Here is a 19,517-nt window from a genome sequence, read left to right as displayed (position 1 = left end):
ACCGCGGGGAAAAAAGGGATCAGGGGCTGACGGGGGTGACCGACAGCCCTGCCCTGGATGCTTCCGGACTCGACATGACGAGCACGCTACCCACCGACCCGCTCACGGCGCATCGCATTTTTCGCCGCCGGTTACCGGTCAGGCGGTGCTGTCCGGCCGGACCCGCACGGTCACCCGGCCCTTCTCGTCGCGCCGCGCCGTCGCATGCCCGCGCAGCTGCCCCTCCCGGAAATGCAGCAGGATCGGGCTGCCCTCGCCGAGGAAGTTCCGCCACCACGTTTTCTTGTCGGGCATGGCGACGCGGATAACGTATTCGTCACCTTCCTTCATGAAGTTGACCGGAGTACGGAAAACCCGGCCCGATCGCCGGCCCACGTATTCGACCTCGGCGAACACCTTGCTGAGCAGCGGTCCCAGAACCGGGGCGCCCAGCAGGGCCACTATTCCGCGGTTGACTCCCCGAACTGCCCGGCCCATCGGTGTCGTTGCCACGAATTCCTCCTGGTAAGTAGCGATATTGCCGACCTTAGCGGCTTCCCGGGGCCTGCGCCGCTCGCGGACGATACGCCGGACTGTCATGCCACACCGAAGTCGCCCGGCACCGGAGCATCCGCGATACGTGGATCGGGCCATCCGCCCACCTCGTGGCCGGTTTGCGCGCCGTCGGCCGGGCTGCCACCATCACCTGCCGTGTGGTGCCGGACCTCGGACGGACACCGCAATCGACTTGCCGACCGGGACCACGCCCGGCGGTGTACCGCAGCGTTTCGATACGGAGTTGGGTGGATGTTCAAGGGTTTCAAAGATTTTCTGATGCGCGGCAACGTCATCGACCTCGCCGTCGCGGTGGTCATGGGCACCGCGTTCACCGCCATCGTCACCTCGGTGACCAAAGGTGTGCTGGAGCCTCTGCTCGCTGTTCTGGGCGGCAGCAGCCAGCTCGGTTTCGGCGTCACCCTGGTCGCCGGTAAACCCGCGACGTTCATCGCGCTCGGCCCGATCATCAGCGCCGCCATCAATTTCGTCATGGTCGCGGCGGTGCTGTACTTCGCGTTGATCCTGCCGATGAAAACCGTGCAGAAACGGTATCTGGCCCGTAAGGGCGCCGATACGGACAAGCCGGTGCCGACCGATACCGAGCTGCTGATCGAGATCCGCGATCTGCTGGCCGAACGTGCCGCCGGGACACAGAACGGCTCCGGTGGCAACGGTTCGGAAAAGGAGTCCGCACGGGTGCAGTAACAGTGCCGCACCGCGTGTCCCCGGCCACCGGATCAGGGCGCCACTAACCGACGCAGCGCGGGTCCACCACACATCCGCAGGGCGGCCATATGGCCGAACGGGCGACCGTGTCACGGCACGACGACCGAGGCAGGTGCCCGCTCGGTCTCTTCGTTCCCGCGTTCGCGGGATCACAGTCCGAACGCCGCGCCACAGGCCCGAAGTGGACCGCCCCGAAACGCGCCGGTGCCCCGCCGTCCGCGGCAGGAGGTGGGTTCGGTCCGGGTTCACCCGGTGGGCGTGAGAATCTTCAGGATCTCGTCCGAGTAATAGAACGGCTCCAACCGTTCCCTGAGAAGCCGTTCCAGCACCCCGTCGCGTTTCGCGACCTCCACGACGGCCGGTCCGTAGCGCAGGATCTCGGTGGCAATATCCTCGCCCGTCAAACCCAGCTCCCCGAGTACCGCGGCCATGGTGTGGTCGCGGTACTTCTCGTGGAACACCTGCACGCATTCGTCGACCAGCAGGCCGAAGTACTCCTTCTCGCGGGTGGTCACGGCGATCCGGTAGCACAACCGCACCAGCTCGTTCAGGTCCTGTTTGGTGAGGTACTCGCGCAGGCCGCTGATCGGTTCGTCGGCGTGCAGATCCCAGAACTCCATGGTGGCGTCGTGTACCGGCGCATCGCGCAGCATTTCGCGGATCGCGTTGTTGGTGCGTTTGAGCGCGTACATGGCGCCTTTGCCGGCGATATCCCCCAGGATGGTGTTGCTCTCGGCGGCCTTACGGGCACGGTCGGCGGCGGATTGGCCGAGCGACATCAATGTGCCCATACCGGGGATCTTCTCGGCGCGCTGCCGGTTGACCTCCACGAAGTCGCCGACCAGTTTGTCCACGAATTTGGAGGCGACGGTGGCCACGAGCGGGCTGTCGGTGAGGCGTTCCAGAACCCGCTCCTGGGTTTGGTGCATATCGACGATCTTCTGCAGCAGTGCTTCGACCGGTTCGCGTTCGACGAGTTCGCCCAGGGTGTGGTCTTCGTTGGTGGCGATACTGTCGTAGATCGCGTCGGCGAACACCCCCACCGTATCGGCGAGCACAGCACTACCGCCGACCTTGTCCACGACCGTGGCGACCGTGGTTTCGAGCTGCTCGACTCCGACCACCTCACCGGCGGGCACGGTGGCCGCCACATCGAGGACGGCCGCCACATCGCGGGCGACGACCTCGGCGAACCGGTCGCCGCTCACCTCGTCGAGCAGCCACCGCACCTGCGCGTCGAGGAGCCGGTCGGCGAGCGCGCGAGCCGTCGGGTCGGCGCTGCCGGTCATGAATTCGCCATCGGAGCAGATTCCTGCGGCCGGCGGAGGCCGAAGCGTTGGCGGAGGTATCGCATCATCGGATCATCCCTTGTCGACGGTTGTACCGGCCCGCCACGGGCCGGAACCGGCCGCGGGGGCGCTGTAGCCAGACGACCCTATACCGGGTCCGGCACCGTCGGCGTGCTTGTCCGAGACGGATCCCGGCGCCTGCGGAGCCCGGCCCCGGCAGCCCCGGAAACGTACCGCCTCGCCTGCACTGACCTGCGGAAACCACCGACCCCACCAGCCGGTCGATAGCTCGCCGTCGCTCAGGTGGGCAGAATCACAGGCCGCCCGTACTACTACCGGCGGTCGCCCTCGTGCAGAGAGGTCCGGATCTGCTCGAGGCGTTCCCGCGCCGCCTGCTCGCGGGCTTCCCACTGTTCTTCGACACCGCGGCCGGTCCCGGATTGCCGATCGAGCTCGCGGTGGCCGAACGCAGTTCCGATCCGCCGCTGGAACTTGTCGCGGACAGAATCGAAGGTCGGCATACCACCGCCGGTGTAATCGGCAGTGGCGCCACCACTTCCGGCCGGTGTGCCGATACCCCCGAGCTGGGTGACGGCGCCTACCTCGCCACCGGTGGGAATCCCCGTCGGCACGTTCCCGGCGATCCCGGCCGGTGTGGCGCGACCGGTTTCCGACAACAACCGGGTCGCGACCTCGTACAGGGAAGCCAGTTCCTCCCGGCCCGCCGTGGCGACGACCAGCACGGCCAGCAACTGTTCGTCGGGCAGGGCCGCCAACCGCGCGGCGAGCGCGCCCGGATCGCCTGCGTTCGGTTCACTCATACGACCAGCCTACGACTTCCGGCCCGCCCGCTCGGACCGGCCGGAAGTCTCTCGTACAGTACGGGCGGCCGACGGCCCGCGCCCCCGGCCGAGATACCGCCTACGACCGGATCAGGGCGCCCACCGCCTCCGCGGCGGCCGCCACCGCGGCGTCGCGGGCCGCGCTGGCCTCGTCCTCGGTGAGGGTCCGGTCGGCCGCGCGGAACCGCAGCGCGTAGGTGAACGATTTACGGCCTTCACCGGCCTGCGCGCCCTCGTAGACGTCGAACAACGCGATATCCTCGAGCAGTTCCCCGCCGCCGGAACGCAACGCCGTCTCGACCGCGGCCGCCGCCACCTCCGCCGGCACACTCACCGAAACGTCCTGCAGCACCGCGGGGAACGGGGAAATGGCCGGTGCCGGCCGGGATTCGGTCAGCGGCAGCGCGTCCAGGTCGAGTTCCACCGCGCAGGTACGCGGCGGCAGACCCGACCGTTCCAGCACACCGGGATGCAGTTCACCCGCGTACCCGACGACCGTATCGCCGACCACGAGTTCGGCACAGCGACCCGGATGCCACGGCAGGTACTTCCCGGGCCGCCGCTCGATCCGCACACCGGCCGCCTCGGCGATCACATCGGCGAGAGCGAAGGCGTCGGCGGCCTCGGCAGCCCGGCCCGGGCCCCACGGGCCGCGCGGTTCCCGGCGGCCGGTCAGGACCAGCGCGACATGCTGCGGCTGCGCGGGCAGCGAATCCAGCAGTTCGGTGATCTCCGCATCGGATGGACGACGGTCGACCGGCAGCGGATCCACCGGTTCGGTCTCCGGCCCCGGCAACACCACCTGGGCGATCCCGTAGAGCGAGAGATCGCGGGCGCCGCGCGAGATATTGCGGGCGGCGATCTCGAGGAGTCCCGGCAAAAGGGTCGTGGCCAGCTCGGCGCGTTCGACATCCAGCGGGTTCAGCACCCGGGTGGTAGTGCGGCGCGGATCGTCGTCCTCCAGTCCCCAGGTATCGAAAACACCGGCGGGCAGGAAGACCGGCGGTGGCACCTCGACGCAGCCGGCGAAGGCCAGCGCGCGACTCACCGCGCGGCGGCGGCGCTGCACCGCGGTCAGGCCACGGCCGGCCGGCGCCTGCGGCAGCACCAGCGGAATCTGTTCGAGCCCCTCCAGCCGCAGTACCTCTTCCACCAGATCGGCGGGCTGTTCCAGATCGGGCCGCCAGGACGGCGGTGTCACCACCAACTGGCCGTGACCGCTGCTCTCGTCCACGGCGACCTCCACATGGCAGCCGATCTGGGTGAGCCGGCGCGCGGAGGTCCCCGGGGGGTAGTTGACACCGGCCACCCGGTCGGGCAGATCGATATCGATCCGGATCGGAGCCGGCGGGTCGAGCTGGGTGCGGATATCGGTGAGCGTGGATTCGACCGTGCCCCCGGCAATTTCGGCGAGCAGGGTCGCGGCGCGGTCCAGCGCGGCCAGATTGAGTTCCGGATCCACCACCCGCTCGTAGCGTTTACTCGCCTCCGACACCAATTTGTGCCGGCGCGCGGTGCGGTAGACGAGCAGCGGATCCCAGGTGGCGGCCTCCAGCACCACATCGGTGGTTTCGGCGTTCACCTCCGTGGACGCGCCGCCCATCACACCGGCCAGCGATACCACTCCGGTGCTGTCGGCGATCACCACATCCTCGGCGTCGAGTTCCCGTTCGGCGTCATCGAGGGTGCGCAGGGTTTCGCCGGTCCGGGCACGCCGCACCACCAGGCCACCGCTGAGTTTCGCGGCATCGAACGCGTGCAGCGGCTGACCCAGTTCGAGCATCACGTAATTGGTCACGTCGACCGCGGGCGAGATCGGCCGCACACCGGACAGCAGCAGCCGCCGCTGCAACCACCACGGGCTCACCGCCTGCGGGTCGATCCCGGTCACCCGGCGGACGCCGAAGCGGGTGCAGCGCGATTCCGATTCCACGCGCACCGGCCACGCCTCCGGCCCCTCGGGCAGCGTGCGCACGGCCGGGTCGGCGTATTCGAGATCGAATCCGCACGCCAGTTCCCGGCCCAGGCCGCGCACCGAGAAGCAGTAGCCGCGATCGGGGGTGATGTTCAGTTCGATAACGGTATCGCCGAGGCCGAGCAGTTCGTTGGCGTCGGTACCGGGCTCGGCGGTACCGGGTTCCAGTACGAGGATGCCGGAGTGGTCCTTGCCGATACCGAGTTCGGCGACCGAGCAGATCATGCCGTTGGAGGTGTGCCCGTAGGTCTTACGCGAGGAGATGGCGAAACCGCCGGGCAGCACCCCACCCGGCAACACCACGACCACGAGATCGCCGACGGCGAAGTTGGTCGCTCCGCAGACGATCTCCTGGAGTTCGGGCGCCCCGATATCGACCTTGCAGAAACGGATGGGTTTTTTGAACTCGGTGAGTTCGGTGATCTCGGCCACCCGGCCGACCACCAGTGGATGGTCGATTTCACCGCCCACCGGTTCGAGCCGGTCGACCTCTTCGACCTCGAGCCCGACCCGGACGAATCCGGCGTCGAGTTCCTCCGGTGTGACCTCCCAATCGGGGACGGTGCGGCGGATCGTTTCGGTCAGCCAGGACTGCGCTACTCGCACTGTGACGTTCGCTCTCTCGCTCGGGAAATCAGGACCGGATACCGAAGGGCAGGGTGAACCGCACATCACCCTCGACGATGTCGCGCATATCGGGAATACCGTTGCGGAACTGCAGCGTGCGTTCCAGACCCATCCCGAACGCGAAACCGCTGTATTCGTCGGGGTCGATACCGCTGGCGATCAGCACCTTGGGGTTGACCATGCCGCAGCCGCCCCATTCGACCCAGCCCGCACCGCCCTTCTTGTCCGGGAACCAGACGTCCACCTCGGCGGAGGGCTCGGTGAACGGGAAGTAGTTGGGCCGGATCCGGGTGGTGGTGTCGGGACCGAACAGCGCCCGCGCGAATGCGTCCAGGGTGCCGCGCAGATGCGCCATGGTCAGGCCTTTGTCGATGGCCAGGCCCTCGATCTGGGAGAACACCGGCGTATGCGTGGCGTCCAGTTCGTCGGTGCGGAAGGTGCGGCCCGGGCACACCACGTAGATCGGCAGATCGCGTTCGAGCATCGAACGCACCTGGACCGGCGAGGTATGGGTGCGCAGCACCTGTCGCGACCCGGCGGGCGCGATATGGAAGGTGTCCTGCATGGTGCGCGCGGGATGGTCCGGGAGGAAGTTCAGCGCATCGAAGTTGAAATGTTCGGTTTCCACCTCGGGGCCCTCGGCAATCTCCCAGCCCATCGCGACGAATACATCGGCGACCTGTTCGGAGATGACCGTGATCGGATGCCGGGCGCCGACCGGCCCCCGGTTCGCCGGCAGGGTGACATCGATCGCCTCGGCCACCAGCACCGCCGCATCACGTTCGGCCACCAGGACCTGGCGGCGTTCGTCGAAAGCTCGCGAGACCCGGCCGCGCGCGACGTTGACCCGCTTACCAGCGTCCGCCTTCTCCGGCTTCGGCAGACTGCCCAGCGACCGTTGCGCCAGCGAGATCGGCGATTTACCACCCATATGCTCGGTTTTCGCGGTAGCGAGGGCGTCCAGGTCGGCGGCGGCCGCGAAGGCTTTTTCTGCGGCCGCGGCCGCTGCGGCCAGGGCTTCCTCGGTGAGCGCGGATTGCTGCCCGCCGGTCGCTGTGCCTGCGTCGGTGTCGTCGGCCACGGTCTACTCGTCTCTCCCCTAGGCTTCTGTGAGCGGACCCCGGTAGGCTCCGGCGCCCGTATTGCTGCTGGTGGAATCGTATTCGATGGCCGGTGGCCGGTTCACCCCGATATCCCCCGGCGATCACTGGCCGAGTGCGACGACACCTCGAACCGGTAAAGTCCCTCACGATGACGAACGCCCCGACCCGCACCGAGACGCTCGCCGGACGTGCCCGCCAGCAGGCGATCTGGCTGCTACCGCTACTGGCGATGATCGTGACATGGGTACTGATGTCACGATCGGTGGACCCGTTCCGCGGGATCAGCGGCGACTACATCGATCTCGAGGTGTACCGGCTGGGGGTCGAGGAGTGGCGTTCCGGCGGTGATCTCTACGGGCAGTTGCCGGAGACGGCCGCCGATATCAGCCTGCCGTTCATCTATCCGCCGTTTGCCGCGCTGGCGCTCGGCATCTACGCCCTGCTGCCGTGGGCGGCCGCGGTGCTCGCCTATCTCGCGGTGTCGGTGGGCGCGCTGGCAGTCACGCTCTACCTGGTCGCCCGGCAACTGTGGCCCGCCCAGGACCAGCGCAAGCTCGCCCTGCTGGTATGCGCGACGGCGACGCCGCTGGCGCTACTGCTGGAGCCCATCTGGTCGACGCTGGACTTCGGCCAGGTCAATCTGATCCTGATGGGCCTGGTGGCGGCCGATTGCCTGACCCGTAACCCGCGCTGGCCACGCGGCCTGCTGCTGGGTCTGGCCGCCGCGATCAAACTCACCCCGGCCGCGTTCGTATTGTTCTTCCTCATCCGCAGGGACTACAAGGCCGCGGCGACGGCCGCGGCGAGCGGTGCGGTCGCCACGATCATCGGTTTCGCGGTCATGCCCGACGAATCGGTGCGGTACTGGTTCGGCGGGTTCGGCAATGTCGGCGGATTGAGCGGGTCGGAGTATCAGACCAACCAGTCCATTCAGGCCGTGCTGGCCCGTTTCGGGATCACCGGTACCCCGGCCACGGCGCTGTGGCTGCTGGCCGCCGCGGCCATGGTCGCCCTGGCCGTGGTCGCCATCCGCCGGGCCGGGACACCGCCGATGATCGCGCTCGCGGTGAACGCGGTGGTCGCGCTGCTCGTCTCGCCGATCTCCTGGTCGCACCACTGGGTGTGGGTAGCGCCGGCCCTGCTGGCGATGGCCGGTTTCGCGACCACACTGCCGTGGCCGCGGGCCGCAGGCTGGTATGCCGCGGTGGTGGCCACCGCCGTGGTGTTCGTTCTCGCCGAGCACAGCAACCTCCCCGGCAACGACGGCCGGGAGCTGGACTGGTCGGTGCGGGAACAGGTGATCGGCAACGGTTACGTCTGGTTCAGCGTGCTACTCGTCGTGCTGTACGCAACCGCCGCCGGGCGCCGCGCCCGGAGCGCACCCCTGCCCACCCCGATTCCTGCGGACGGCTCCCTGGTCACGGTCCACAAAGGCTGACCGGCCGTACTGCGGCCGATACCGCGCCGCCGCACGCGGGCAGCGGGATCGCGGCCGACGCTGCGGCGGCCGGCCCATACTGCGGACCGGCCCCTGCGGGGTCGGGCGCCGAGCTCACGCCATCATGGCACTCGGGTTCGGGCACCGCCCTCGGTATCACTGCTGCAGTCGCGCCGAGGCCTTGTCGTCTACCGATGACCAACAGCGGCAATAGTATGCATCGACTGATAACCTGTCGGTAGTCCGAGCGACCCCGAGGAGGACCGTGCCGGAATCGAGCAGGATCAGGATGACCGCCGAGGAACGCGGCGCCCAGGTTTTGGAGGCGGCCGTCGCCGCCTTCGCCGAAAGCGGCTACGCAGCCACCCGCACCGACGAGATCGCGCGGCGCGCGGGTGTCTCCCAGCCCTACGTCATCCGCCTCTTCGGCTCCAAACAACGCCTGTTCCTCGCCGCGGTGGACCAGGTCTGCGACCGCATCGAGGAGGCCTTCACCGACGCTGCCGAGGCCGCCGGCCCGGACGCTGCCCTCGACGCGCTCTCGCAGGGTTACCATCGGCTCCTCACCGACCGCAGCCTGCTACTGGTTCTGCTGCACGCCTTCGCCGCCGCGGGCAACCCCGATATCGGGCCGGTCATCCGCGACCGCTACGGCCGCATCTACCACCTGATCCGTGAACTCACCGGCGCCCCGGTTGCCGAATCCCGGCGCTTCCTCGCGACCGGCATGCTGCTCACCGTGATGGCCGCACTCCGGGTGACCGGGCCGGACGCCATAGCCGCCGACTGGGCCGAGGATATGCTGACCGACCTCTACCAGAACGGCATGTGAACCGGCCCGGAAGGCCGGCTTCCGGTTCCGGCGGGGTTCGGGTCACCGAAACCGGTGCATTCACGGTCGGGCCGATTCCCGAACCGCGGTTCCGCCGACAGCTACATCGCCGATTCCGTCCCATGTCGTACCCGGGAATTCGCATACAGGCAGATCGCGGCGGCCGCGGCGATATTGAGGCTTTCCGCCCGCCCGCGGATCGGAATGCGTACCCGGTGCCGCGCCCGGCGCGCCACCTCCGGATCGAGACCGTGCGCTTCGTTGCCGAACAGCCAAGCCACGGGACCGGTGAACAGTTCCCCGGCCTCCTCGAGGTCGAGTTCGCCGTCGGCCGCGGTGGCCACGGTGGCGATCCCGGCCGCTTCGATCCGATCCAGCACCGAATATGTCTCACGCTCGCGCACGATCGGCACATGGAACAGGCTGCCCGCGCACGATCGGACACATTTTCCGTTGTGCGGGTCGACACTGTCACCGGCCAGCACCACCGCGTCCGCGCCCACCGCATCGACCACCCGGATGAGCGTGCCCGCATTACCCGGATCCGCGATGCCGACCGGCACTGCCAACATCCGGGGCGTATCCGCTCCGGGGTCCGCCGGGACGATACGGTCCAGCGGTACATCCACCAGATCGCAGACGGCCACCAGGCCGGGCGGTGTGACCGTCTCCCCCAGTGCCTGTGCGGCTCGATCGGTGACGAGCGTCGTCCGCACACCGGCCGCTGCGGCTCCGGCGATCAGCGCATGCTCGCGGGCGGCGCCGCCGGCCGAATAGAAGAGTTCCCGAACCCGCCCGGTATCGAGTGCCGCCCCTACCGAGTTGGCGCCTTCGGCGAGGAATCTCCCCGCCCGTCTACGCGCCGCACCGCGGTGCAGCTTCGCCGCCGCGACCACCCGCGAGTTCCGTAGATCTATCGGTTCTTGTCGGTCACCCACCAGGAGATCGTAGAGCCCGGACCGCGCCGAGCCCTGTCGCCGGGTCGGCCAGGAAGTCACTGATGGCCGCCGCCATGGCGGGCGCAGCATCGTCGTGGACCCAATGTCCGGCGCCCGCGATCTCGACCAGACGAGTACCCCGCCGTTGTGCGGCCATCCGCGCCGCCAGCCGCGGCGGCAGCATACTGCTGCGCTCCCCGCGCACGACCAGCGCCGGGCACGTCGAGCCCAGCCAATCCGCCCACCAGTCCCCGACGCCGCTGAGCTGCACCGCCATCATGTCCTCCCAATCGAAGAGGAACCGGCACCGCCCGTCCGGTGTCGTGACACTGCTCTGCAGAAAATAGCTCGCATCCGGAATTCCTCGTGCCCGCAGCGCCGCCGCCAGATCCGCCTCGGTCGCCGCTATCGCAGGCCAGCCTCGCACCGGCAGCACAGGATCGGCGATTTCGGGCTGCTGCATGACCGGACCGACATCCTCGATGACCAGCCCCGCAACGAGTTCCGGATACCGCGCGGCGAGCTGATAGGCGGTGATTCCACCGCGGGAATGGCCGAGAACCACCACCGGTGCGAGCTCGAGCTGCTCCAGTAGCCCGGCAGCGTCCGCGACGAAATCCGCGCAGGTATAGCTTTCTCGCCGATCGGTGCGGCCGTGCCCACGCTGGTCCGGTGCGATGATGCGGGCCACACCGGCGAGCTCGCGCGCCAGTCCGGCGAAAATCCTTCCCCGGCCGAACGTTCCGTGCAGAGCCAGGACCGGTATCCCGGTCACGCCGAAATCCGTATAACAGACCCGTACCCCGCTCGGTACCGACAGCCACTGTTCACGCATTCCGCCAGGCTGCCAGTACCTCGCGCGGGAAGCGAACAGGTTTCCCCCGATCAGCGCAGCCGGACCGTCGTGACCGGGTACGCCGCGCCGACCGGGTGCGTGCGGTCGCAGCCGCCTGTCGCAAGTGGTCACGTCTCCGGACAGCAGAAAGCCCCGACTCCCTCCGGCAACGACGAAGGCCCCCTTCTCTGTGGGTTCACACAGAGAAGGGGGCCTTCACCACATCGGAGGCGGAGCGAGCTCCGGCTACGGATTCACCACTCAGGCAGCCGGGGCGTTGACATCGGCCGGCAGCGCGGCCTTGGCGACGGCGACCAGGCCGGCGAACGCTTCGGCATCGGAGACGGCCAGCTCGGCGAGGTTCTTACGGTCGACCTCCACACCCGCGGCCTTCAGGCCCTGCACGAAGCGGTTGTAGGTGATGTCGTTCGCGCGGGCCGCGGCGTTGATACGCGCGATCCACAGCTTACGGAAATCGCCCTTACGCGCCCGGCGGTCCCGGTAGGCGTAGGTGAGCGAATGCAGCTGCTGTTCCTTGGCCTTGCGGTACAGGCGCGAGCGCTGCCCGCGGTAGCCCTTGGAGGCCTCGAGGATCGAACGGCGCTTCTTCTGAGCGTTGACGGCCCTTTTGACGCGTGCCACTGGTCAGTCCTAATCGATCTTGGGGGTGCTGGTTGGGCGCACCCGAGTGGGTCGGTTCATCGGCGTCCGGTCGCGTAGGCGGTACCGGACGGTATCTGCCCCGGAGCGGGAGATCAGATACCCAGCAGCTTCTTCACCCGGCGGACGTCGGCGGGAGCGACGGCCTCCGTACCTTCCAGGCGACGGGTCCGGCGGGAGGACTTGTACTCGAACAGGTGCCGGCGGTTGGCCTGCTGACGGCGCAGCTTGCCCTTACCGGTCACCTTGAAACGCTTCGAAGCGCCGCTGTGGCTCTTCATCTTCGGCATGGCAACCTCAATCTGTGTCGTGCCCGCGCAGGGGCGGACCAGGTGTGCTGATCAGCGTTATTGCGGGCTCGACGCAATATCGCTGCGGCGTACGCCGCTGGTGCGGCGGTGCGCCGCAGTGTTCACGGCTACGCCGTTGTTATTGCGCGACCGGCCGACCGGCATTCGGCGCCGCGCCGCCGGGCTGCGGCCGGGCCGAATCCTGCGCGGCCTTGGCCCGCGTCTTCGCACCCTTGTGCGGGGCGAGGACCATCGTCATGTTGCGGCCGTCCTGCTTGGCCGAGGTCTCGACGAAACCCAATTCCGCCACATCGGAGGCCAGCCGCTGCAGCAGCCGGAAACCGAGTTCGGGCCGGGACTGTTCGCGTCCCCGGAACATGATGGTGACCTTGACCTTCGCCCCGGCTTCCAGGAAGCGCACGACGTTGGACTTCTTGGTCTCGTAGTCGTGGTTGTCGATCTTGGGCCGCAGCTTCTGTTCCTTGATCACGGTCTGGACCTGGTTCTTCCGGGACTCGCGCGCTTTCTGCGCGGTCTCGTACTTGAACTTGCCGTAATCCATGATCTTGCAGACCGGTGGACGTGCGTCCGGTGCGACCTCTACGAGGTCCAGGTCTGCCTCCAGGGCGACGCGGAGTGCATCTTCAACACGCACGATCCCAACCTGCTCTCCGCCGGGTCCGATGAGCCGGACCTCGGGAACACGAATGCGATCGTTGATGCGGGTCTCAGTGCTGATGGGGCCTCCTAGGTCTAGCGGTGTCGTCCGACGACCGCTCGAAATGAACCCCTTGTTCAACACGAAAACCCCGTCGCGGTATTTCACCGCCGACGGGGCCCGATGTCGACCGATCCACGCAGGTGCAATGCCTGCGCCACACTCCCGGTTCATCCGGGACCGTGGTCCCACCGCGAAGGTGGGTGACCGGACCGTTTGACCAGGCGATCACTCGCCGGCAACGGTGGGAGTCGGGCTCCACTTGTCTGCCCCGGACAGGACCGGGGCGGTCGTCGCGGACGAGTCTAACAGTTCCGCACCGGATGAACGAATCGCCCGGTCGCAGCCCGGTACGAAAATCGGTTGCCCATCGGCGCGGGCGCCTGACAGGGTCGACGCCCGTGAGCAGCCGACGCGACCTACTCCGCTGGCAGTTCGACCTGATCTGGTCGCTGTCCCGGCTGCATTTCGACGCCGTGACCGACGACGATACCCACTGGGCACCCGCGGAGGTGATCTGGACGGTGCACCGCGGCGCCGACGGGAGATGGCGCCCCGATTTCGCAGAAACGGAGCCCGACCCCGTCCCCGCGACCACCGTCGCCTGGCTGACCTGGCATATCGGCTGGTGGTGGAGTTCGGCGATCGCTCACGCCGAGCAACGGCCGGTACCCGACCGCACCGAGGTCTACTGGCCGGGCGATACGGCGGCCGCCCTCACCTGGATCGACGACCTGCGCGAACAGTGGCTCCGAGTCCTCGACGGATGCGATGACACAGAACTCGAACGGGCCACGTCTCACCCGTGGCCGGCCGACGCGGGACTCACCATCGCCCACTTGGCGGCATGGGTCAATGTGGAGTTGCTGAAGAACGCCACCGAGATCGGCCAGTTGCGGATACTGCGCGCGGCCGGGGCGGCGAACCGGTAGAAACGAGGCGCGGCGCACATCCGCTCACGGCCCCGGCACGGCTGCCGCCGGGGCGCGCTTAGGCTGAACGCCATGACCGAACAGCCCGAGGGCGATGTGCGTGAACTGGCCGAAATCCCCGCCGTGGAGGTGATCAGCCGGGCAGCGGTGATGCTGATGAGTTCGGCCGCGGAGAAACTCGGGCTCGGCGACGACGATCCCGAGAACAGTCCGCGCCGGGATATGGACGAGGCGCGGCGCCTGATCACCGCGCTGGCGGGCCTGATCACCGCGTCGGTGGAGTACCTCGGACCACACGCCGGGCCGCTTCGGGAGGGTCTGCAATCGCTGCAGAAGGCCTTCCGGGAGAGTTCCGCCATACCCGACGCCCCGGGGGCCGGGCCCGGCGAGAAGTACACCGGCCCCGTCCACTGACGCGTCACGCCCCGATCGGCAACTGATCGAACAGCTGCGGTGGGATCTACGCCGCCGAATGCGCGGAGGCCCGCCCGGCAGGCAGCAGGCCCCCGCTCATCCAGCGGCCCGAACTACCTGCCCGAAGCGGGAATGGCGGCCCTCCGTACTGCTGTGGCGGGCCCAGCGGTCGAAAACGCCAGGCCTGCCGCGTCGACGCGTTCCGTACTCAGCGCAGTGCTGCCGCCTTGCGGGCCAGGCGTTTCGCCTTCTGCGCGTCCGGCGATTTCATTGCCTTATCCGCCGTATCCGACGATCCCGCCGCCTTCTTCTTCGCCGCCGGCGCCTTCTTGGCCGCGGACTTACGGGCGGGTGCGGTATCCGGTTTCACCGCACCGGTATCCGGCGCCGGACCGGTGGCAGCGGGCTGAGCCAGGATCTCCTTCAGGAACTCGCCCGTGTAGCTACCGGGTGTTGCGGCGATATCTTCGGGCGTCCCCTCCCCGACCACTGTTCCGCCGCCGGACCCGCCCTCGGGTCCCATATCGATCACCCAGTCCGCGGTCTTGACGACGTCCAGGTTGTGTTCGATGACGATCACGGTATTGCCCTTGTCGACCAGGCCGTTGATCACCGCGAGCAGTTTGCGGATGTCCTCGAAGTGCAGGCCGGTGGTGGGTTCGTCGAGGATGTAGACCGTGCGGCCGTTGGAGCGTTTCTGCAGTTCGGCCGCCAGTTTCACGCGCTGCGCCTCACCACCGGAGAGGGTGGTCGCGCTCTGGCCCAGCCGCACATACCCCAGGCCGACATCGACGAGGGTGGCCAGGTAGCGATGGATCGAGGTCACCGGTTCGAAGAACTCGGCGGCCTCCTCGATCGGCATATCCAGGACCTCGGCGATGGTTTTGCCCTTGTAGTGCACCTCGAGGGTTTCCCGGTTGTAGCGGGCACCCTGGCAGACCTCGCACGGCACATACACATCCGGCAGGAAGTTCATCTCGATCTTGAGGGTGCCGTCACCGGAGCATGCCTCGCAGCGGCCGCCCTTCACGTTGAACGAGAACCGGCCCGGCTGATACCCGCGCACCTTGGCCTCGGTGGTGGCGGCGAACAGGCTGCGGATCTTGTCGAACACGCCGGTGTAGGTGGCCGGATTGGACCGCGGGGTGCGGCCGATGGGCGACTGGTCCACCCGTACGAGTTTGTCCAGTTGATCCAGCCCGTTGACCCGGGTGTGCCGGCCCGGCACCTGGCGCGCGCCGTTCAGTTTGTTCGCCATCACGGTCGCCAGGATGTCGTTGACCAGCGTGGATTTACCGGATCCGGACACCCCGGTGACCGCGGTCAGCACGCCCAGCGGGAACGCCACATCGATACCGCGCAGATTGTTCTCGGTCGCGCCGACCACGGTGACCCGCCGCTTCTTGTTCACCGGCCGCCGCATCATCGGGATCTCGATACGTTCGCGGCCGGAGAGGTACGCGCCGGTGAGCGAGGCCGGATCGGCGAGCAGTTCCGAATAGGGACCGCTGTGCACCACCTGGCCGCCGTGTTCACCGGCGAACGGGCCGATATCGACGACCCAATCCGAGGCACGGATGGTGTCCTCGTCGTGCTCGACGACGATCAGGGTGTTGCCCAGATCCTTCAGCCGGGTCAGTGTTTCGATGAGCCGGCGGTTATCGCGCTGATGCAACCCGATCGAGGGTTCGTCCAGTACGTACAGCACCCCGACCAGCCCGGACCCGATCTGGGTGGCGAGCCGGATCCGCTGCGCCTCCCCACCGGAGAGGGTGGCCGCGGCGCGGGACAGGGTGAGATAGTCCAGACCCACGTCGAGCAGGAACCCCAGCCGCGCCTGCACCTCCTTGAGTACCTGACCGGCGATGGCCGCCTGCCGCTCCCCGAGGGTCAGCGCGTTCAGGAACTGCGCGCAGTCGCGAATCGAGAGTTCACTGACCTCGGCAATGGATTTCCGCTCCGCGTCCGCGGACAGCGTCACGGCCAGGATCTCCGGCCGCAGCCGCGCACCGTTGCACACCGGGCACGGGACATCCCGCATATACCCCTCGTAGTGCTCCTTCATCTGCTCGGATTCGGTGTTGTCCAGGCGCCGCTGCAGGAACGGCATCACGCCCTCGAAATCGGCGTAGTAGGACCGTTTCCGGCCGTACCTGTTCGTGTAGACGATATGGACCTGGTCCGAACTGCCCTCGAGCACCGCTTTACGCGCCCGGGCCGGTAGTTCGCGCCACGGGGTGTCCAGGTCGAACCCTTGGGCGGCGGCCAGCCCGGAGAGCAGCCGCACGAAGTACTCGGCGCTCTGCCCACGCGACCACGGCGCGATCGCGCCCTCGGCCAGGCTCAACTCGGGGTCGGGGACGACGAGTTCCGGATCGACCTCTTTGCGGATACCGAGGCCGGTGCAGTCGGGGCAGGCGCCGTAGGGCGAGTTGAACGAGAACGACCGCGGTTCCAGATCCTCGATATCGAGAGCGTGGCCGTTCGGGCAGGCCAGTTTCTCGGAGAAGCGGCGTTCCCGATCGTGTGCGTGTTCGTCGCGGTCCACGAAATCGAGGACGACGATCCCGTCGGCCAGGCGCAGCGCGGTCTCGATGGAATCGGTGAGACGCTGTTTGGCGGCCGGTTTGACGGCGAGGCGGTCGACCACCACCTCGACGTCGTGCTTCTCCTGCTTTTTCAACTTCGGCGGATCGGTGAGCGGATACACCACCCCGTCCACCCGCACCCGGGCGTACCCCTGCGAGTTCAGCTGGTCGAACAGGTCGACGAACTCACCTTTGCGAGTACGCACCACCGGCGCGAGCACCTGGAAGCGGACTCCGGGTTCCATGGCCAGCACCTGGTCGACGATCTGCTGCGGGGTCTGTTTGGCGATGAGTTCGGAGCACACCGGGCAGTGCGGGACACCGGCGCGCGCATAGAGCAGGCGTAGGTAGTCGTGTACCTCGGTGATGGTGCCGACCGTAGAGCGGGGGTTGCGGTTGGTGGATTTCTGATCGATCGACACCGCGGGCGAGAGACCCTCGATGAAGTCCACATCGGGTTTGTCCATCTGGCCCAGGAACTGCCGGGCGTAGGCGGACAGCGATTCCACGTACCGGCGTTGCCCTTCGGCGAAAATCGTATCGAAGGCCAGGCTGGACTTCCCCGAGCCGGATAGGCCGGTGAAGACGATCAGACTGTCGCGGGGCAGGTCGATATCGACCCCTTTGAGGTTGTGCTCCCGCGCGCCGCGGACAGTCAGGCGTTCCGCCACCAGGTGGGTCCCTTCTCGTATCTGTTCGTCGTCGCGCCGCCAGGCGCGCCATGATGTCGTTCCGCTGGAGCCCCCACCGGCCCGGTGGGGGCGGCGGTGCGGGGGACGGCCCGTTCTACCCGGTCGTCGCTTTGTGCTCGGGCCGCGGATCGGCCCCGCGCTGATGCTAGGCCGGGCCACCGACAAGTTTCGCCGAACGGCCGGTACCCGGCTGATACGGTGCGATCCGCCGGCTGCACGGCGTATACCGGCACAGTGTCCGCGCGCACCGGCAGGGCGAGGAGCGGGCCGGACGGCTCTAGTCCAGGGTAGGTCAACCGGGCCGGTCACCGGGGCGTGTCCCCGATCACCCGGCCGGGCCCGTACCGGCCGCCGTACCCGGGACTCCCGGCGAGTCCCGCGGCACCGGCCGTAGCCGCCGCCCGCACCGATCCCGGCGATCGACATAAGATCGATGGTGAAGTCCGGTGTCTTGCACAGCATTTCCCCCCGGGGCCCCGGCCCCCGGTGCACCGCGGGGACACGTTGTGACGTGGTCGCCGGGGGCATCTTGTCCACAAGACGAGTTCGCTGTGTGTGGATGCCGCCAGTTGTGCCGTGTTTGAATGTCCGGGTCAACCGACGATGGGGGTTGGTATGGGAGATCGCAGGGCCTCCGCCGCCGAGCAACTCGCGCATCGGTATCGTTCCCTGGTCGAACACTCCCCGGACGGAATTTTCGTCCACGAACGCGGCATCGTGGTCTACGCCAACCCGGCGTGCCTGCGGCTTCTGGGCGCGAAGAACCTCGCCGGAGTCCTGGGTCAGCGTGTCGCCCGTTTCATCCACCCCGATTCCCGAGACACGATGTTCGAGCGGCTCGCCGGCCTGACCGCGGCCGGTGTCGCCACCGACCCCACCGAGATGACGCTGCTGGCGCTGGACGGCCGCGAGGTCCCGGTGGAAACGGTTTCCGTGCTCACCGCCTGGCACGACCGACTGGCCTACCAGGTGGTCCTGCACGACCTGTCCGCCCAGCGCCGCGCCGAACGCGCCCAGCGCCGCGCCGAACAGCACTTCACCACGGTGGTGGCGCAGCTCGAGGAGGGCGTGGCGGTCATCTACCGGGACGGCATCATCGGCTCCGCGAATCCGGCGGCCCGGCGCATCCTCGGCATCGACGAGAACATGCCGGTGGTCGGCTCCCGGATCGCCCAGCTGCCGGTGGAATGGCTGGACGCCAACGGTGCCCCGTTGCCCCCTTCCCGGCATCCGGTCGCGCGGACCCTCGCGACCGGCGAGACGGTCACCGCCTTCGTCTTCGCGATCGGCCGGCCGGACGGCCGCCGCCGCTGGCTCAGCGTTTCGAGCCGCCTGCTGACCCCGGACGAACCCGGCGCGGCGGCGGTGTGCTCGTTCACCGACATCACCGAATATCTGGCGGGGCGCCGCCAGCTCGAATACCAGGCCACCCACGACCCGCTCACCGGCCTGGCCAACCGTTCGCTGATCCTGTCGCAGCTGTCGGGGGCGCTGGCCGCCAGCGGGGCGCACCGCCGGGTGTCCACCGTGATGTTCATCGACCTGGACCGCTTCAAATCGATCAACGACACCATGGGTCACGCCATCGGCGATACGGTGCTGCGGATCGTGGCCCACCGGTTGCTGCGCGCATTGCGCGCCGAGGATCTGGTGGGCCGGCTCGGAGGCGACGAATTCCTCGTCCTGCTGGCCGGGCGCCCGGACGACGAAGAACTCGAACCGCTGGTGCAGCGATTGCGCGCGGCCATGGCGGAGCCGATCGTCGCGCGCGGGCACCGGATCGCGGTCAACGCCTCCATCGGGGTCACCACGCTCGAACCGGGCGATACCCGCACGCCGGAAGCGGTCCTGCACGACGCCGATATCGCAATGTACGAGGCCAAACCGGCGGGCCACCGCGACGCCACCGGCGGTCGCGGGCTCCGCGGCGACAACAGCAACGTCTCCTGAGAAATAGGTCACCGACCTGGGGGAACGGCATGTCCCCGGAGTCCGCAGTAGACTCGACAACTCTGTGCACACCCCAGCGCAACGCGTGCACACCGTGATTTCGTGTCCGCCGACCTTGTCCCGCAGTGGGT

At 68.1% G+C, this 19,517-nt stretch carries 17 protein-coding genes; 6 read left to right on the top strand and 11 right to left on the bottom strand.

All coding sequences use genetic code 11. The features are described from left to right. Window positions 1–138: 138 nt before the first annotated feature. Window positions 139–492, bottom strand: a complete 354-nt coding sequence (locus NFL01S_RS25245) for a hypothetical protein (RefSeq protein WP_245670867.1) — start codon at window positions 490–492, stop codon at window positions 139–141. 294 nt (window positions 493–786) lie between these two features. Between NFL01S_RS25245 and mscL the strand changes: the two genes are divergently transcribed. Next, window positions 787–1,242, top strand: coding sequence for a large conductance mechanosensitive channel protein MscL (gene mscL, locus NFL01S_RS25240; RefSeq protein ID WP_062978759.1), 456 nt, complete (start codon window positions 787–789; stop codon window positions 1,240–1,242). Between the two features lie 266 nt (window positions 1,243–1,508). On the opposite strand, the gene NFL01S_RS25235 is transcribed toward mscL, so the two are convergent. The 4 genes from NFL01S_RS25235 to pheS all read right to left on the bottom strand — a co-directional run bounded on the left by NFL01S_RS25235 (window position 1,509) and on the right by pheS (window position 7,077). Beyond that, window positions 1,509–2,552 carry a hypothetical protein gene (locus tag NFL01S_RS25235; protein WP_062978758.1) on the bottom strand — a complete coding sequence of 348 codons (1,044 nt, stop codon included), beginning with the start codon at window positions 2,550–2,552 and terminating at the stop codon, window positions 1,509–1,511. Window positions 2,553–2,884: 332 nt separating this feature from the next. After that, window positions 2,885–3,373: a hypothetical protein gene (locus NFL01S_RS25230; RefSeq protein ID WP_062978757.1), complete on the bottom strand. Its 489-nt coding sequence runs from the start codon at window positions 3,371–3,373 to the stop codon at window positions 2,885–2,887. Window positions 3,374–3,473: 100 nt separating this feature from the next. After that, window positions 3,474–5,975: a phenylalanine--tRNA ligase subunit beta gene (gene pheT, locus NFL01S_RS25225; protein WP_062978756.1), complete on the bottom strand. Its 2,502-nt coding sequence runs from the start codon at window positions 5,973–5,975 to the stop codon at window positions 3,474–3,476. 28 nt (window positions 5,976–6,003) lie between these two features. After that, complete coding sequence (pheS, locus tag NFL01S_RS25220; RefSeq protein WP_062978755.1) at window positions 6,004–7,077, bottom strand: phenylalanine--tRNA ligase subunit alpha; 1,074 nt, start codon at window positions 7,075–7,077, stop codon at window positions 6,004–6,006. Between the two features lie 170 nt (window positions 7,078–7,247). Between pheS and NFL01S_RS25215 the strand changes: the two genes are divergently transcribed. Together NFL01S_RS25215 and NFL01S_RS25210 are read left to right on the top strand one after the other, a co-directional pair. Next, window positions 7,248–8,537: a glycosyltransferase 87 family protein gene (locus NFL01S_RS25215; protein ID WP_062978754.1), complete on the top strand. Its 1,290-nt coding sequence runs from the start codon at window positions 7,248–7,250 to the stop codon at window positions 8,535–8,537. A 289-nt stretch (window positions 8,538–8,826) separates the two neighbouring features. Then, complete coding sequence (locus tag NFL01S_RS25210) at window positions 8,827–9,369, top strand: TetR/AcrR family transcriptional regulator (RefSeq protein WP_062978753.1); 543 nt, start codon at window positions 8,827–8,829, stop codon at window positions 9,367–9,369. 101 nt (window positions 9,370–9,470) lie between these two features. Here the strand turns inward: NFL01S_RS25210 and NFL01S_RS25205 are convergent, their stop codons facing one another. From NFL01S_RS25205 to infC, 5 genes are all read right to left on the bottom strand, one after another. Next, window positions 9,471–10,307, bottom strand: coding sequence for a TrmH family RNA methyltransferase (locus NFL01S_RS25205; RefSeq protein ID WP_062978752.1), 837 nt, complete (start codon window positions 10,305–10,307; stop codon window positions 9,471–9,473). Continuing rightward, window positions 10,300–11,142 (bottom strand): alpha/beta fold hydrolase, encoded by an 843-nt coding sequence (locus NFL01S_RS25200; RefSeq protein ID WP_062978751.1) that lies wholly within the window; start codon window positions 11,140–11,142, stop codon window positions 10,300–10,302. Before NFL01S_RS25200 ends, NFL01S_RS25205 begins: the two co-directional genes overlap by 8 nt. 261 nt (window positions 11,143–11,403) lie before the next feature. Continuing rightward, window positions 11,404–11,784 carry a 50S ribosomal protein L20 gene (gene rplT / locus NFL01S_RS25195; RefSeq protein ID WP_033245214.1) on the bottom strand — a complete coding sequence of 127 codons (381 nt, stop codon included), beginning with the start codon at window positions 11,782–11,784 and terminating at the stop codon, window positions 11,404–11,406. 113 nt (window positions 11,785–11,897) lie between these two features. Further along, window positions 11,898–12,092, bottom strand: coding sequence for a 50S ribosomal protein L35 (gene rpmI / locus NFL01S_RS25190; protein WP_033245213.1), 195 nt, complete (start codon window positions 12,090–12,092; stop codon window positions 11,898–11,900). Between the two features lie 139 nt (window positions 12,093–12,231). Then, complete coding sequence (infC, locus tag NFL01S_RS25185; protein ID WP_033245475.1) at window positions 12,232–12,876, bottom strand: translation initiation factor IF-3; 645 nt, start codon at window positions 12,874–12,876, stop codon at window positions 12,232–12,234. 335 nt (window positions 12,877–13,211) lie between these two features. Between infC and NFL01S_RS25180 the strand changes: the two genes are divergently transcribed. Beyond that, window positions 13,212–13,742, top strand: a complete 531-nt coding sequence (locus NFL01S_RS25180) for a DinB family protein (protein ID WP_062978750.1) — start codon at window positions 13,212–13,214, stop codon at window positions 13,740–13,742. Window positions 13,743–13,814: 72 nt separating this feature from the next. Next, window positions 13,815–14,156, top strand: coding sequence for a DUF1844 domain-containing protein (locus tag NFL01S_RS25175; protein WP_062978749.1), 342 nt, complete (start codon window positions 13,815–13,817; stop codon window positions 14,154–14,156). A gap of 208 nt (window positions 14,157–14,364) precedes the next feature. Here the strand turns inward: NFL01S_RS25175 and uvrA are convergent, their stop codons facing one another. Next, a complete protein-coding gene (gene uvrA, locus NFL01S_RS25170; RefSeq protein ID WP_062978748.1) occupies window positions 14,365–17,415 on the bottom strand; it encodes an excinuclease ABC subunit UvrA in 3,051 nt (1,016 codons plus the stop codon). A 636-nt stretch (window positions 17,416–18,051) separates the two neighbouring features. Between uvrA and NFL01S_RS25165 the strand changes: the two genes are divergently transcribed. Further along, window positions 18,052–19,386, top strand: coding sequence for a sensor domain-containing diguanylate cyclase (locus tag NFL01S_RS25165; protein ID WP_062978747.1), 1,335 nt, complete (start codon window positions 18,052–18,054; stop codon window positions 19,384–19,386). Window positions 19,387–19,517: the final 131 nt, after the last annotated feature.

The sequence above is a fragment of the Nocardia flavorosea NBRC 108225 genome (assembly GCF_001613385.1).
GTDB classification, from domain to species: Bacteria; Actinomycetota; Actinomycetes; order Mycobacteriales; family Mycobacteriaceae; genus Nocardia; species Nocardia flavorosea.
Note: the sequence above shows the minus strand (reverse complement) of the source record. Positions and strands in the feature narration are given on the sequence as shown.

What these genes read in the sequence shown, in the direction of transcription:
- NFL01S_RS25230 (WP_062978757.1), bottom strand. Translation starts at nt 3,373, where the DNA reads ATGAGTGAACCGAACGCAGGCGATCCGGGCGCGCTCGCCGCGCGGTTG.
- NFL01S_RS25200 (WP_062978751.1), bottom strand. Translation starts at nt 11,142, where the DNA reads ATGCGTGAACAGTGGCTGTCGGTACCGAGCGGGGTACGGGTCTGTTAT.
- NFL01S_RS25215 (WP_062978754.1), top strand. Translation starts at nt 7,248, where the DNA reads ATGACGAACGCCCCGACCCGCACCGAGACGCTCGCCGGACGTGCCCGC.
- rpmI (WP_033245213.1), bottom strand. Translation starts at nt 12,092, where the DNA reads ATGCCGAAGATGAAGAGCCACAGCGGCGCTTCGAAGCGTTTCAAGGTG.
- NFL01S_RS25210 (WP_062978753.1), top strand. Translation starts at nt 8,827, where the DNA reads ATGACCGCCGAGGAACGCGGCGCCCAGGTTTTGGAGGCGGCCGTCGCC.
- NFL01S_RS25175 (WP_062978749.1), top strand. Translation starts at nt 13,815, where the DNA reads ATGACCGAACAGCCCGAGGGCGATGTGCGTGAACTGGCCGAAATCCCC.
- mscL (WP_062978759.1), top strand. Translation starts at nt 787, where the DNA reads ATGTTCAAGGGTTTCAAAGATTTTCTGATGCGCGGCAACGTCATCGAC.
- NFL01S_RS25165 (WP_062978747.1), top strand. Translation starts at nt 18,052, where the DNA reads ATGGGAGATCGCAGGGCCTCCGCCGCCGAGCAACTCGCGCATCGGTAT.
- NFL01S_RS25235 (WP_062978758.1), bottom strand. Translation starts at nt 2,552, where the DNA reads ATGACCGGCAGCGCCGACCCGACGGCTCGCGCGCTCGCCGACCGGCTC.